Below are 14,098 nucleotides of genomic sequence, written 5' to 3'. Positions count from 1 at the left end.
GCCTGGTGATGCGCCCTCTCTGCAGTTTACGGTTTGACAGTCGTTGCAACTACGGCGAGTGTGGAGGGATAGCACTGTCGCGGGAGAGCCTAAATTCCATGCGAGTTCCTGGGTTGGCACCGGCCGGAAGTTGGCCGATGCAGTTGGTCTACCTTTGCGTTAGCTTGTTGCTTATCTGCGCAACGACTGCGTTGGCTGGTGGCGCTGAGCCGCATCCGGACACAGCCAGACTATTCGCGAACGCTGGATTCGGAGACAAACTTCGGCCCTGCGAAACGTTGAAACCGGAGCAGATTGCGGACTGCATATCACTACGTTTGGATATCGCTCGAATAGTCGAGGGAATTGCAGTCAGCAGGCGAGAGGATGCCAAAACGTTCATTGCCTCCTATATCGCCAACCGATTTGATCGCCTCATCGCATGTCTGGAAACGACATGCGACGGCCTATTCGTTGTCGAAGATCGCTCCGGGCCACAATGGGCCATCAGGTGGCGTCAAATGCTTCGATTTCAAGCATGTATTCACGCCGTACCCGCCGTCAAAGATGAGGAAACTGATATTGGGTACGCGGCATCATACCGGTTGGATCTGGCATTGAAAGGCGGTGTGCCGGAATGCTCGCCCGCCATCTTTGATTCGGAAGACGAGCAAATATTGCAAAAATTCAACCTGCATGGTGTATTTTAGAGTAAACGCGAATGAGTGCTTTTTGGAGGGAAAATGACGATATATGGTCGACTGAATATCACGGTAAATTCATCTCTATCTTCATACAATTCTCAAATTCATTGAATAATACAGACCCTACAAAGTATCACTGCAGCGAACGACTTATTTGACGTATCCAAAGGGTCTATCAAGAATATTACGATAGAACATACTTCTGGTGATAGCGGCTGGAATAGTGCCACCAATACTATTTTCCTTAACCCTGCTGATTGGAGCTCTTTAAAATATATAGATTTTTCAGGAAATGTCCAAGCCATGAGCATGGCGCATTTGCTTACACATGAACTTGTCCACGCCTCGCTCGATTATGATGATCCAACTTATCCAGGCATGCCTCGCGAGACTTATATTAGCTTCTTGGCGGACCCCAATTTTGATCCCATTGGAGATACGGTTCGGTTCACCAGTGAAATCATGGCCTCCGCCCCTTTTGGCGAGAATGGCCGCGCCCACTACGACAATATGATCCGCTCAAATGAGACGATACCCGAGCGTCTTTATACACAATATACGTTCGACGGACCAATTGATTGTGTTCTACAGAGTACAGTTCTCGTAGCGTCTGATCTCACCATCGACCGAGTAGGATCTAAGATAGGAAACCGCCCGACAGACGATTTGATATTAGGATACGACGGAAACGAGACGCTTAAAGCTGGAGCCGGCAACGATTTTGTCTATGGCGGCGCAGGCAATGACAGGATCGAGGGCGGTGAGGGGGACGATTATTTAGTTGGCGGCACCGGCAAAGATGTAATTATCGGTGGAGCCGGAGTTAACGTAATTTTTGACGGCAACCGCGATGAAAATCCACATAGAGGAGATGCCATCAACACATCGATGAGTGACGGCGACAACGATATTTTCGCCGTCGGCCAAGGCATCGACATTATTATGGATGCCGACGTCGGCGATCGCGTTGGTTTCCAAGCGTCTCTCATTGACACAACTGTATCCTTCAGTGACCCCGACTATGTCTTTGGTCAAGGCATCAATGATGCGGAAAACTTTCTTATTCCTATTCTTGGGGGATTGCTCCAAGATTTCGAAAGAACAGCAGATGACTATTGGGTGTATACAAACCAGACACGCCGCCTGATCCACAATGTTGGACAGGATGGCCCGGTATTTGAACCTATCGATCGCTATTTTGATCAATATTCGCAATCCAGTCGTAGTGAAAACGCGCCTTCTCCGCCTTATCCACCATATAGTTATCACTTTGAAGCCTATTTCGAAATAACTTTTAAATTTTTTGATTCAATCGATGATAATCATCTGTTATTATCATACGAAGTTGAAGATTTTTACGAAATTTCAAGTAAAGACTTAATTGTCTCTATCGAGATACAGGGAATGCAGGCCCCCCGTACACTAATTATTTCCGATTTCGAAGCGGGCGACCTTGGGATAATCCTCAGCGACATTGAGAGTAACACAGTTGAAATCGACGATGAAGGCTATGGTTATCCCGACCCAAATCCGAACACAACCGCAGTTGTCAAAGCCATCAACAACCATGGTGAATACATCGACATCACGCCACGGCTCGACCCCAACGTGCCGCCTGATTTGAAGCGGCTTCCGGCCACACCTCTCGACGATACCATTGTTGGGACCAATGCGGATGAAGAAACCCATCCTGGTGAAGGAAACGACACCGTCGCGATGGGCGGCGGGGACGACAGGATTATCGCGGCCTCCGGCAAGGGTTTCGACGCCTATGACGGTGGCGCGGATGTCGACACGATTCTCTTCCTGTCGGCGACAAACTCCATTTCCGTCGATCTTGCGAGCGGCACGGCGAGCGGTCTGGATATTGACGCGGATACGATCGTCAACATCGAAAATGTTGTGGGTGGCGACGGCAACGATGCGATTACCGGATCGAGTGGCGATAACCAGCTTGAAGGCGGCGGCGGCAATGACACGCTCATTGGCGGTGGCGGCGCGGACGTTCTGAAGGGCGGTGTTGGCGACGACCTCTATCGCGTCCATGCCACTACCGTCGCCACCATCATCGAGGCGGCCGGAGAAGGCACGGCGGATCGGGTCACTGCGAGCGTCAGCTATACGCTCACGGCCGGTGCCGAGGTCGAACTGCTGACCACCAACAGCTCGACAGCGACGGTAGCGATCGATCTCTACGGCAACACTTTCGCGCAGGAAATCTACGGCAACGCCGGCACGAATGTTCTGAGGGACGGCGGCGGCGCCGGCGATGTGTTGAAAGGCCTTGGAGGGGACGATCTCTATTCCGTTTACAGTTCCGACACGGTCATCGTCGAAGGCTCATTGCAGGGAACCCTCGACAAAGTAAGCGTTGCGGTCGACTATGTACTGGGCAGCGGGGTTTACATCGAGGAGATGCGGACCACCTCGGTGGCGGGAACGGCGTCGATCGATTTGACCGGTAACGCGCTCGCGCAAGAAATTACCGGCAATGCAGGTGCAAATATCCTGCATGATGGAGGCACCGGAGCGGCCGATACAATGAGCGGCCTCGGAGGAGATGACACCTACCGCGTCTTCAATTCCGCCGACATCATCATCGAAGGGGCGACGCAAGGTGCCGCCGACCGGGTGACTGCCGCAGTCGACTATACGCTCGGCGCTGGCGTCCATATCGAACTCATGACCACCAACGGTTCAACCGGCACGACGGCCATAAGACTTACTGGCAACGAGATCGCCCAGGAGATTCTCGGCAACTACGGCGACAACCGGTTGGAGGGCAAGGGCGGCAATGACACGTTGCGCGGCTTGGCCGGCGCGGACACTTTCGTCTTCGCCACCGCGCCTGGTGTGAATAATGTTGACCACATCGTCGACTTCAACGTCGCCGACGACCGTTTCCTGTTGTCGGACGCGGTTTTCACCGCGCTGTCGACGGGAACACTTGCATCAAGCGCCTTCTGGTCCAATACAACCGGACTAGCGCACGACGCCAGCGACCGCATCATCTACCGGACCGACACAGGCGAGGTGTTTTACGACGCCGATGGCACCGGGGCGACGGCAGGCGTGGTCTTTGCCACCATCACCCTGGGACTCGCGTTGACCAACGCGGATTTCTCGGTCGCCTAGATCGGGATAAAACGGGTGGAGACACGCTACGTCTCCACCCGTTTCACTTCCCTGCCCACGCTGTTGGCGAAACCCCGTCCCCCTGCTAAGAGGCAGCAAACGATCAGGAGACGACAAAGATGGCCGGCGGCGCAATTCCCCATTTTCAGAACGATGCCGGTCATGCCTCGATCGAGATCGGCGTGAAGGAATTCATGTGCGTGGGCGCCAACCCGCCCTTCGACCATCCGCATGTCTTCCTCGACATGGGCGCCGACGACGAAAAGGTCTGCCCCTACTGCTCGACGCTTTTCCGCTACAATCCTGCGCTGAAGGCGACCGAGACGCGCCCCGACGGCTGCTTTTACCACCACCGCTCGGCGGCCTGACCAAGGCCCCGCAAGGGCCTGAATGCCCGTCGACCGCCCGTCCGACATCCTCATTGCCGGCGCCGGCATCGCCGGCCTGACCGCCGCGCTCGCCTTTTGTGCGCGCGGATTCGACGTCCAGCTTTTCGAGCGATCCCCCGAACTGCGCGAGATCGGCGCCGGGCTGCAGCTTTCCCCCAACGCCACCCGCATCCTCGACCGGCTTGGCGTGCTCGGCGACCTCGAAACCGTCGCCGTCCACCCGCCCGCCATCGTGCTGCGCCGCGCCAGGGATCTGCGGGAGCTGGCCCGCGTGCCGCTTGGCCAGCAGGCCGAGGCCCGCTGGGGCGCGTCCTATCTGGTCGTCCACCGCGCCGACCTGCAGAAGGCGCTGCTGGAGGTGGTCTCGCGCCAGGAGACGATCCGCGTCGAGACCGGCGCGACGGTGCTCGGCATGACGGCCGGCGCGGATGGCGTCGCGGTTTCCGTTCAAACCGGAAACGCCATGCCCGGAAGCGGCGCGCGGACCGTGCCGGGCCGGCTGGTCGTCGGCGCTGACGGCGTGTGGTCCGGGCTGCGCCGCGCATTGTACCGGAGGGGTGGCGACAGCCACTTTGCCGGCCATGTTGCCTGGCGCCGTACACTGGCGGCTGAACACCCCCTGGCCGCAGGCCTCTCGTTAGGCCACTCGGTCAACGCCTTCCTGCATCCGGGCTTCCACCTCGTCGCCTATCCGGTGCGGGCCGGCGCCGAGGTCAATCTGGTGGCCTTCACGCCCGGCAAGACCCTGCCCGAGGACTGGTCCGCCAGCACCGACCCGGAGCCGTTGCGCCGCGCGTTGAAGCACACCGCAGGCCCCCTCGCCGCGGTCGCCGACGGCGGCGCGGCGTGGACGGCCTGGCCGATCCATACCGCCGGCGCCAACCATCCCTGGATCAACCCCCATGGCCTGGCGCTGATCGGCGACGCGGCGCATGCGATGACGCCATTCGCGGCGCAGGGGGCGGCCATGGCGATCGAGGATGCCGACACGCTTGCCGCCTTCGTCGCGGCGCGGCCGGACAGGCTCGCCGAGGCGCTTGCCGACTGGGAAGCGGCCCGCCAACCCCGCATCCGTCGCGTCGCCGGGCGCGGCGCATTCAACCACTTCGTCTGGCACGCGGCCGGGCCGGTCGCGGCTGCGCGCGATCTCGTCCTTCGCATGCGTCCGGCCGACCGGTTAATGGCCGATTTCGACTGGCTTTATGGATGGAAGCCGCCCGCGCCGTAGAGCCGGTCGATTTCGCACGGCGATATCCTCAACAACTCGCTGAGTTAACCCGATCCCGCCGTTTCGACCCGTCGGCGAATTGCCACCAGCGTCTCCGAAGAGTAGCTTCGAGTGGAAGCGATCGATTACCGCCGTCCACATGGAGGACCGCCATGCAAAGCTTCAAAGTCGGCTACATGATCGGCAGCCTTGCGAAGAATTCCATCAACAGGAAGCTGGCCAAAGCGCTGGTCAGGCTCGCGCCGAAAGAGCTGGAGATGAGCGAGATCGGCTTCGCCGACCTGCCACTCTACAGCTACGATTACGACGCCGACTTCCCGCCGGCCGCGCGCGCCTTCAAGGACGCGCTCGCGGCCGTCGATGCCGTGCTGTTCGTCACCCCGGAATACAACCGCTCCATACCGGGAGGGCTGAAGAACGCCATCGACTGGGCGAGCCGCCCCTATGGTACGAATTCCTTCACCCGAAAACCGTCGGCCGTCATCGGGACTTCGCCCGGCTCGATCGGCACCGCCCTCGCCCAGCAGAGCCTGCGCGGCGTTCTGAGCTTCTGCAATTCGCCGCAGATGAATGCGATCGAGGCCTATATCCAGTTCACGCCCAACCTCATCTCGGACGACGGCGAGGTGAGCAACGAGGCCACGCGGGAATTCCTGCGCAACTACATTTCGGAGTTCCACGGCTTCATCTCGCGGGTCTACACTGCCATTCCGCGCCAGCGCGCTTCGTAACGGCGACACTGCGATTCGGTTCGGGAGAGAGCGAGGCCAGCGCATTGCCACGTCGCCGGGCGCGACGCCTTCCGCCGTCAGCCGCAATCACGTTCAATTGTATAGCTCAAGCGACCAGCGCAGCGTCAGCGGCAGCGGATTCCACAGGCCGGTGGTGATCCCGGCCTCCCGCAAGGCCCGCGCCGTCCAGGTGTTGCACCCGAGCAGCGCTGTAAAATGCCCATCGGCCTCGTAAAACCTGTCGAATGGGCCGTAGGCGGCGCCGGGAATGATCAGCGGTCCCTCTTCGTCGTCCTGAAAACTGTCGCGAATGAACGCCAGCAACGCATTGTATTCACGATCGGAAACCGTGAGGGCCGTGACATCCGGATGGGTTTCGGGGATCGGTCCGGCGACATTGATGTGCATGGCGGCGCGGTCGAGCGTCAGTCCCTTCAGCAGCGGCATCGGCTTCAACTGGTCCCATGTCGGCGTGGCGATGTAGAATTCGCGGCTGCCGCGGCCGAACACCAGATATTCTGCCTCCGGCATGTCGAGCGGCATGCCGTCCTCCCGCAGGAAGCCGAACATCCGCCGGACATCATCGTCGGCCGGTACGGCGATGTCGGTGTGGATCGGATTGGAAAGTACGAGGATCTTCCGCAATTCTGGCTCGTCCCCGACGGCCGGAGCGATCAGCGGCCTCGGCACCAGCGCACCCAGCGCCACAGCGAGCACGAACAGGCCGACGATCATTCCCAAGGCGCGGAATAGCAACTTCATTGCGCTCTCGATTCCGGCCTGCGAATATCCGGCGATTCGGCCACCCTGCAAAAGAAGAGCCCGGCGATTGCGCCGGGCTCAAGGCAGGATAACGAGGCTTTGCTCCAGACGCCGAATCAAGTCGCCGAGTCAGATTCAAGCGTGCAAAAGATCAAGCGTCCCGTTCTGGTGCAGGAACCAAAACTGTATCCCCTCTGTAAGATGTCCGTGTTTATCTAGCCATAGCCTTGGCACCTGCAGTTCATTTCCAAAGACAAGAAAGCGTTGACGCGCTCCTACCTTGCTTAGCAGCCAGACATGCTCGGAGATGACTGACATCTTTGCAGGTGGGAAGCCGACCCCATTAACAAGGGTGTAGAACTTGGCATCTCCAACAATTTCGCAATCGTCAGATACGAAATCCCAACGCTTGGGGATGCCATCCAAGCGTTTCTCCCGGAGCGGCGTAGCGAACTTCCGCTCAAAAACGCTGCGGGAGAATGCTTCAAATTCGCGCGCCGCCGTTGCGGCAACGCTTGCGACTTGAGAAACATCGGAGGCGAAGGCCGCTGAACCTTGCTGGATTTGGGGTTGGCTGCGCTTTGTCGACCAATACTCCCATTCACTTCCATAGAGACGCCCTGCGATAAGTCCACGCTCTTCCAACTTGCGGGTTATTTGAAATACCTGCGCGTGAGGCCTCACGCCCGTGCGCCGGCCAATTTCTGCATTCGACGCAGCCTTCGGCGCAATCGATTGTAGAAATGACAGCACCCTATCGGCGTTCGACATGAACAGCCAGCTAATGCAGGATCTGGCTGAGGAACAGTTTCGTGCGTTCGTGCCTCGGATGATCGAAGAACTCGGCCGGCGTGTTCTGCTCGACGATCTGGCCCTGGTCCATGAAGATCACCCGGTTCGCCACCTTGCGCGCAAAACCCATCTCGTGGGTGACGCACAGCATGGTCATGCCTTCCTCGGCGAGGCTGACCATGGTCTCAAGCACTTCCTTGATCATTTCGGGGTCGAGCGCCGAGGTCGGCTCGTCGAACAGCATGATGCGCGGGTTCATGCAGAGCGAACGGGCGATCGCCACGCGCTGCTGCTGGCCGCCGGAGAGCTGGCCGGGATATTTGTTGGCCTGTTCGGGGATCTTCACGCGCCGCAGCATCTGCATCGCGGTCTCATCGGCCTGCTTCTTCGGAATCTTGCGCACCCAGATCGGCGCCAGCGTGCAGTTCTCCAGGATGGTCAGGTGCGGGAACAGGTTGAAGTGCTGGAACACCATGCCGACCTCGCGCCGCACCTCGTCGATCTTCTTGAGATCGTTGGTCAGTTCCTTGCCGTCGACGACGATCCTGCCCTTCTGGTGCTCTTCCAGCCGGTTGATGCAGCGGATCATGGTCGACTTGCCGGAACCCGACGGGCCGCAGATGACGATGCGCTCGCCGCGCATGACGCGCAAATTGATGTCCTTCAGCACATGGAAATCGCCGTACCACTTGTGCATGGCGGCGATGTCGATTGCGACGTCCGTATCGGAGACGTGCATCTTCTTGACGTCGACCTTGATTTCCTCGGCGCTGACTGCGTTTTCAATGACCATCGACGGTTCCCTTCAAGCGATGCCCGCGGTTCCGCGGCTATTTGCGATGCCCGGTATCGAGCCGGCGTTCCATGTATTGAGAATAGCGCGACATGCCGAAGCAGAACACCCAGAAGATCGCGGCGGCAAAGACGTAGCCGGTCTTGGCGGTCTGCGGCGTCGCCCAGGTCGGGTCGCCGGAAATGCTCTGCTTCACGGTGCCGAGCAGGTCGAACAGCGAGATGATCAGCACCAGCGTGGTGTCCTTGAACAGGCCGATGAAAGTGTTGACGATGCCCGGGATGACCAGTTTCAGCGCCTGGGGCATGACGATAAGCCCCATCTTCTGCCAGTAGCCGAGGCCGAGCGAATCGGCGCCCTCGTACTGGCCTTTCGGGATCGCCTGCAGGCCGCCGCGGACCACCTCGGCCATGTAGGCCGACGCGAACAGCGCCACGCCGATCAGCGCCCGCAGCAGCTTGTCGAAGGTCATGCCCGGCGGCATGAACAGGGGCAGCATGAAACTCGCCATGAACAGCACCGCGACCAAGGGCACGCCGCGCACCGTCTCGATGAACACCACCGACAGCAGCTTGACGATCGGCATCTTCGAGCGTCGCCCGAGTGCCAGGAGAATGCCGAGCGGCAGCGAGGTGACGATGCCGACATAGGAGATCACCAGCGTGACCATCAGGCCACCCCAAAGCTGGGTCTCGATATAGGGCAGGCCGAAATAGCCGCCGAGCAGCAGGAAGAAGGCGACGAACGGAAACACCGCGAAGAACAGGATCGCGTTCAGCCGCTTGAACGGAATTCGCGGCGTCAGCAACGGCACCAGCAGGACCAGGAAGAGGAGTCCGCACAGGAGGACGCGCCAGCGCTCCTCGACCGGATAGCGGCCGAACATGAAATAGCCGAAGCGGCTCGACACGAACGGCCAGCAGGCGCCGGACCAGCCGGCCGGCAATTGTCCGCCCTGTTCCGTCGTCAGGCAGGCCGTACGGTCGGAGCCGCTCCAAATGGCGCTGAAGAACATCCAGTTGAGGATCTGCATCCCGAACCAGACGATCGCCAGGGCGGCGATCAGGGTGATCGCCGAATTGACTGGCGTCGAAAACAGGTTGTTGCGCATCCAGGCGCCCGCGCCGACCTGGCTGGGTGGCGCGGCCTGCGCCAGCGCCATTTCCGTCCTTACCCAGGAGAGATCATGTTCCTGCATGGCCTATCTCTCCTTCAGCGCCATCTTGGCGTTGAACCAGTTCATCACCAGCGAGGTCAGAAGGCTGATGCTGAGGTAGACGACCATGAAGATCACGACGACCTCGATCGCCTGGCCGGTCTGGTTCAGGGTGGTGCCGCCGACCGAATAGAGTTCGGGGTAGCCGATCGCCACGCCGAGCGTCGAGTTCTTGGTGAGGTTGAGATACTGGCTTGTGAGCGGCGGGATGATGATGCGCAGAGCCTGCGGAATGACCACCAGCCGAAGCCCCGTGCCCGGCCGCAGGCCGAGCGCGGAATAGGCTTCCGTCTGCCCCTTCGGCACGCCCTGAATGCCAGCGCGCACGATTTCGGCGATGAACGAAGCCGTATAGAAGGATAACGCCAGAAGAAGAGACAGGAATTCCGGCTTGATGTTGGCCCCTCCGGTCAGGTTGAAGGTGCCTTTCTGCGGGAACTCCAGAGTCGCCGGCGCGCCCGCCGCGAAGAAGGCGAGCACAGGCAGCCCGATGATCAGCACCAGCGAGGTCCAGAACACCGGAAACTGCTGGCCGGTCGCAGCCTGACGCTGGCGGGCGCGACGCACCACGAACCATGCCATCGCGATCGCCAGCAGGATGGCGATGTCGATGAGCCATAACCTGCCGGCCATGACGGGCGACCAGTCGATGTTGGGCAGAAACCCGTTCCAACTAAAGCTAGGCAGGAACGCCCCATCCCAGATCACGGCGGGCAGGAAGAAGCCGCGAACATTGAGGAACGAGTTGAACGGTAGCGAATAGCTGTCACGCACCTGCGGCAGAACCGCCAGGACGCCCTGATACCAGAACAAGATGACCAGCAACGGCGGAATGTTGCGGAAAATTTCGACATAAACCGTGCAGATCTTGCGGATCAGCCAGTTGTTCGACAACCGGCCGATGCCGACCAGAAAGCCGATAATCGTCGCAAGCACGATGCCGGCAGCCGCGACTTTGAGCGTATTCAAGATGCCTACGACCAAAGCCCTGAGGAAGGTCGAGTCGGACGTGTATTCGATCAGCCGGTCGGAAATGTCGAAACCGGCGCGTCCGCGCAGGAAGGCGAAGCCCGTCGATATGTTGGAGCGCCGCAGGTTCTCGATCGTATTGTCTACCATCCACCAGATGCAGCCCACCAGCACCAGGACCGTCACGACCTGGAATGCAAGGCTTCTGAATTTCGGATCGTAGAGCAGAGACTCTTTGGCGGGTTGCCTCAAGCCCAAATCTTGTGTCGCCACAGGGTTCCCCTTCCTACGGCTATTGGGTCCGGACCCTTGTTCGGCCTCGGACCGAAAAACGGCCGGAGGAGAGGTCCCCTCCGGCCGGCGGGCCGATCAGCGGACCGGCATGCCGTATTGCAGGCCGCCCTTGGTCCACAGGGCGTTGACGCCGCGGGCGATCTTCAGCGGGCTGCCCTGGCCGACGTTGCGCTCGAAGATCTCGCCGTAATTGCCGGTTGCCTTGATGATGTTGGCGACCCAGGCATTGTCGAGCCCGAGGTCCGTGCCGATCTTGGTCTCGGCCTCGACGCCAAGCAGGCGCTTGATGTCCGGATTGGCTGAGCTCTTCATCTCCTCGACATTGGCTTGAGTGATGCCGGCCTCTTCGGCGTTGAGCAGCGCGTAGTAGGTCCACTTGACGATGTCGAACCACTTGTCATCGCCCTGGCGCACCGCCGGGCCGAGCGGCTCCTTGGAGATGATCTCGGGCAGCACGACATGGTCGTCCGGCGCCGACATCTGCAGGCGCACAGCGTAGAGGCCGGACTGGTCGGTGGTGTAGGCGTCGCAGCGGCCCGCGTCATAGGCGGCGTTGGCCTCCTCGAACTTTTCGAACACGACCGGATTGTATTCGAGGTTGTTGGCCTTGAAGTAGTCGGCGAGGTTGAGCTCGGTGGTGGTGCCGGCCTGCACGCAGACCGACGCGCCGGAAAGCTGCAGCGCCGAATTCACGCCCGGCACCTTCTTGGCGTTGATCATGAAACCCTGGCCGTCGTAATAGGTGACGCCGCCGAAATTCAATCCCAGCGCCGTGTCGCGGTTGATCGTCCAGGTCGTGTTGCGCGACAGGATATCGATCTCGCCCGACTGCAGCGCGGTGAAACGGTCCTTGGCGGAAAGGCCGGTGAACTTCACCTTGGTGCCGTCGCCGAACACCGCCGCCGCCACCGCGCGGCAGAAGTCGACGTCGAGGCCGGTCCACTCGCCCTTGTCGTTCGGCGCCGAGAAGCCGGCCAGGCCGGTGTTGACACCGCACTGGATGAAGCCCTTCGCCTTCACATCCTCGAGCGTGCCGGCATGCGCGGCAGCCACCGCCATTCCGAGCGCGGCGGCGCCGAGAACGACCTTCAGAGTATTCTTCATGTTCACTAGCCTTTTCTGTTTGACGGGATTCGATCCCGATTTTCCCCTTATGAGGCGGCGTTTCCCGCTCGGGCCCATTTCCCGAGACGCGGTGTCGTTGATGGCACTCGCGCCGTGTTCCCCATTCAAGACCCGCATCGAAGGCGATTATTCCCGCGAGGTCAAGCGGAATGACCCTGCTCCCGGGAGTTTGAAAATACGACGCTGCGGCAGGCGCTTAGTTGAGACTGATTTGATCGTGGCGGGCGGCGGCGGCGCAACCGCCTGCCCTTGCCTCGGGCCAGATGCTGGCGCAACCACTTCCACTGTCTGTCACGAGCACCGTGTTGCGGCGGGGCTGCGTCCGCTTTAGAGCGTTTCTTGCTTAGATTGAATCATTCTGTTTGTCGTTTGGCGAGGCGATCCACAAGGAAGGCCGCGCAGATCGGGCTGGTTGCCCGGGCAAGCGGCCTGACGAAGTGGGCGCCCGCCAAACGCAAACCCGAAGGGCCGGGCTGGTTTGGGACAAATCCATCGGGCTTCGTCTCGTCCGGGCCACCAGCCCGAACTTCGACGAAGCCCTCGACCTTGTCCCAAACCATCGCCGGCAGAATGGTTCAATCCAAGCAAGAAACGCTCTAAGCCTGTCGCGCTCGATCACACGGAGATGAAATGGCCAAGCGGGACTATGTGGACATGGGTGCCAACACGCGGCTGGCGCATGCCGGCAACGATCCGCGCGACTTCTTCGGTTTCGTCAACCCGCCGGTCGTGCATGCGTCCACCGTGCTCTATCCCGACGCAGCCACGATGGCTTCGCGCGGCCAGCGGTACAGCTATGGCACGCGGGGCACGCCGACCACCGACGCTCTGGCTGCCGCGATCGACGCGCTGGAGGGATCCGCCGGAACCATCGTCGTGCCCTCGGGGCTGGCAGCCGTCACCATCCCGCTGCTCGCCTTCCTGTCGGCCGGCGACCATGTGCTGATCACCGATTCGGTCTATCACCCCACACGCAGCTTCGCGGACACCATGCTGGGGCGGCTGGGCGTCGAGGTCGACTATTACGACCCGATGGTCGGCGCCGGCATCGGCGCCCTGATGAAGCCGAACACAAAAGTCGTGTTCACCGAATCGCCGGGATCCAACACGTTCGAGATGCAGGACATTCCGGCCATCGCGGCGGAGGCGAAAAAGCGCGGCGCGATTGTGATGATGGACAACACCTGGGCGACGCCGTTGTTCTTCCGTCCGCTCGACCATGGCGTCGACATCTCCATCCACGCCGCGACGAAATATCCGGCCGGCCATTCGGACGTGCTGGCCGGCACTGTGTCGGCCAGCGAGGCCTGCTGGCCGCGCCTGCGGGAGACGTTTTTCACGCTGGGCTGCTGCTCCGGGCCGGACGACGTCTACCAGGTGCTGCGCGGGCTGCGCACCATGGGGGTCAGACTCGAGCGCCATCAGCGGAGCGCGCTGGAAATCGCGCGTTGGCTGGAAACGCAAAAGGGTGTCGCCCGGGTGCTGCATCCCGGGCTGGAGAGCCACCCCGGCCATGCGCTGTGGAAGCGCGACTTTTCCGGCTCCAGCGGCGTCTTCTCGATCGTGCTCGACGGCGGCGGGCAGGCGCGCGCTCACGCCTTTCTCGACGCACTCGCCATCTTCGGGCTGGGCTATTCCTGGGGCGGTTTTGAAAGCCTGGCGGTTCCCGTCAACATTTCCGACCGCATCATCGCCAGGGGACCGTATGAGGGCCCCGTCCTGCGATTGCAGATCGGGCTGGAGGACGTCCAGGATCTGAAGACCGACCTGGCGCGCGGGTTGGCCGCGGCCGCGGGCGTCTGACGCGGCATCGGCGACACGGCGGCCGGCTGGGCTGTCGAAGTTCACGCTTCGGGCGCCGGCGAACGGCGGTTTTCCGCGCTTCCGACGCCCGAGATGCCGCGCCGGAACGGCGTCTCGAAAAGCTTGGTCCCGGCATGTCTTGCCGATTGGCCCCCATATGGATAGAGGTGGCGGGCGA

Annotated in this window: 12 protein-coding genes; 6 read left to right on the top strand and 6 right to left on the bottom strand. The window is 60.6% G+C overall.

The window, feature by feature from the left end:
• The first annotated feature begins 137 nt into the window (after positions 1–137).
• From RB623_RS10135 to RB623_RS10115, 5 genes are all read left to right on the top strand, one after another.
• Positions 138–689 carry a hypothetical protein gene (locus tag RB623_RS10135; protein WP_308056671.1) on the top strand — a complete coding sequence of 184 codons (552 nt, stop codon included), beginning with the start codon at positions 138–140 and terminating at the stop codon, positions 687–689.
• 297 nt (positions 690–986) lie between these two features.
• Positions 987–3,818, top strand: a complete 2,832-nt coding sequence (locus tag RB623_RS10130) for a calcium-binding protein (protein WP_308056670.1) — start codon at positions 987–989, stop codon at positions 3,816–3,818.
• A 119-nt stretch (positions 3,819–3,937) separates the two neighbouring features.
• Positions 3,938–4,186 carry a zinc-finger domain-containing protein gene (locus tag RB623_RS10125; protein ID WP_308056669.1) on the top strand — a complete coding sequence of 83 codons (249 nt, stop codon included), beginning with the start codon at positions 3,938–3,940 and terminating at the stop codon, positions 4,184–4,186.
• A gap of 22 nt (positions 4,187–4,208) precedes the next feature.
• Positions 4,209–5,435 carry an FAD-dependent monooxygenase gene (locus RB623_RS10120; protein ID WP_308056668.1) on the top strand — a complete coding sequence of 409 codons (1,227 nt, stop codon included), beginning with the start codon at positions 4,209–4,211 and terminating at the stop codon, positions 5,433–5,435.
• A 152-nt stretch (positions 5,436–5,587) separates the two neighbouring features.
• Positions 5,588–6,166 carry an NADPH-dependent FMN reductase gene (locus RB623_RS10115; RefSeq protein ID WP_308056667.1) on the top strand — a complete coding sequence of 193 codons (579 nt, stop codon included), beginning with the start codon at positions 5,588–5,590 and terminating at the stop codon, positions 6,164–6,166.
• A 93-nt stretch (positions 6,167–6,259) separates the two neighbouring features.
• Here the strand turns inward: RB623_RS10115 and RB623_RS10110 are convergent, their stop codons facing one another.
• From RB623_RS10110 to RB623_RS10085, 6 genes are all read right to left on the bottom strand, one after another.
• Positions 6,260–6,928: a TIGR02117 family protein gene (locus RB623_RS10110; RefSeq protein WP_308056666.1), complete on the bottom strand. Its 669-nt coding sequence runs from the start codon at positions 6,926–6,928 to the stop codon at positions 6,260–6,262.
• A 135-nt stretch (positions 6,929–7,063) separates the two neighbouring features.
• Positions 7,064–7,699 carry a hypothetical protein gene (locus RB623_RS10105; protein ID WP_308056665.1) on the bottom strand — a complete coding sequence of 212 codons (636 nt, stop codon included), beginning with the start codon at positions 7,697–7,699 and terminating at the stop codon, positions 7,064–7,066.
• A 10-nt stretch (positions 7,700–7,709) separates the two neighbouring features.
• Positions 7,710–8,513, bottom strand: a complete 804-nt coding sequence (locus RB623_RS10100; RefSeq protein ID WP_308056664.1) for an amino acid ABC transporter ATP-binding protein — start codon at positions 8,511–8,513, stop codon at positions 7,710–7,712.
• Between the two features lie 37 nt (positions 8,514–8,550).
• A complete protein-coding gene (locus RB623_RS10095) occupies positions 8,551–9,711 on the bottom strand; it encodes an amino acid ABC transporter permease (RefSeq protein WP_308056663.1) in 1,161 nt (386 codons plus the stop codon).
• Positions 9,712–9,714: 3 nt separating this feature from the next.
• Positions 9,715–10,971 (bottom strand): amino acid ABC transporter permease, encoded by a 1,257-nt coding sequence (locus RB623_RS10090; RefSeq protein WP_308056662.1) that lies wholly within the window; start codon positions 10,969–10,971, stop codon positions 9,715–9,717.
• Positions 10,972–11,067: 96 nt separating this feature from the next.
• A complete protein-coding gene (locus RB623_RS10085) occupies positions 11,068–12,096 on the bottom strand; it encodes an amino acid ABC transporter substrate-binding protein (protein WP_308056661.1) in 1,029 nt (342 codons plus the stop codon).
• 651 nt (positions 12,097–12,747) lie between these two features.
• Here RB623_RS10085 and RB623_RS10080 point away from each other — a divergent pair.
• Complete coding sequence (locus RB623_RS10080) at positions 12,748–13,920, top strand: cystathionine beta-lyase (RefSeq protein WP_308056660.1); 1,173 nt, start codon at positions 12,748–12,750, stop codon at positions 13,918–13,920.
• The last annotated feature ends 178 nt before the right edge of the window (positions 13,921–14,098 follow it).

Origin of the sequence: Mesorhizobium sp. LHD-90 (genome assembly GCF_030929505.1) — a bacterium.
GTDB lineage: Bacteria > Pseudomonadota > Alphaproteobacteria > Rhizobiales > Rhizobiaceae > Kumtagia.
The sequence above is the reverse complement of the archived record's forward strand: the minus strand, read 5'-3'. Positions and strand labels throughout refer to the sequence as shown.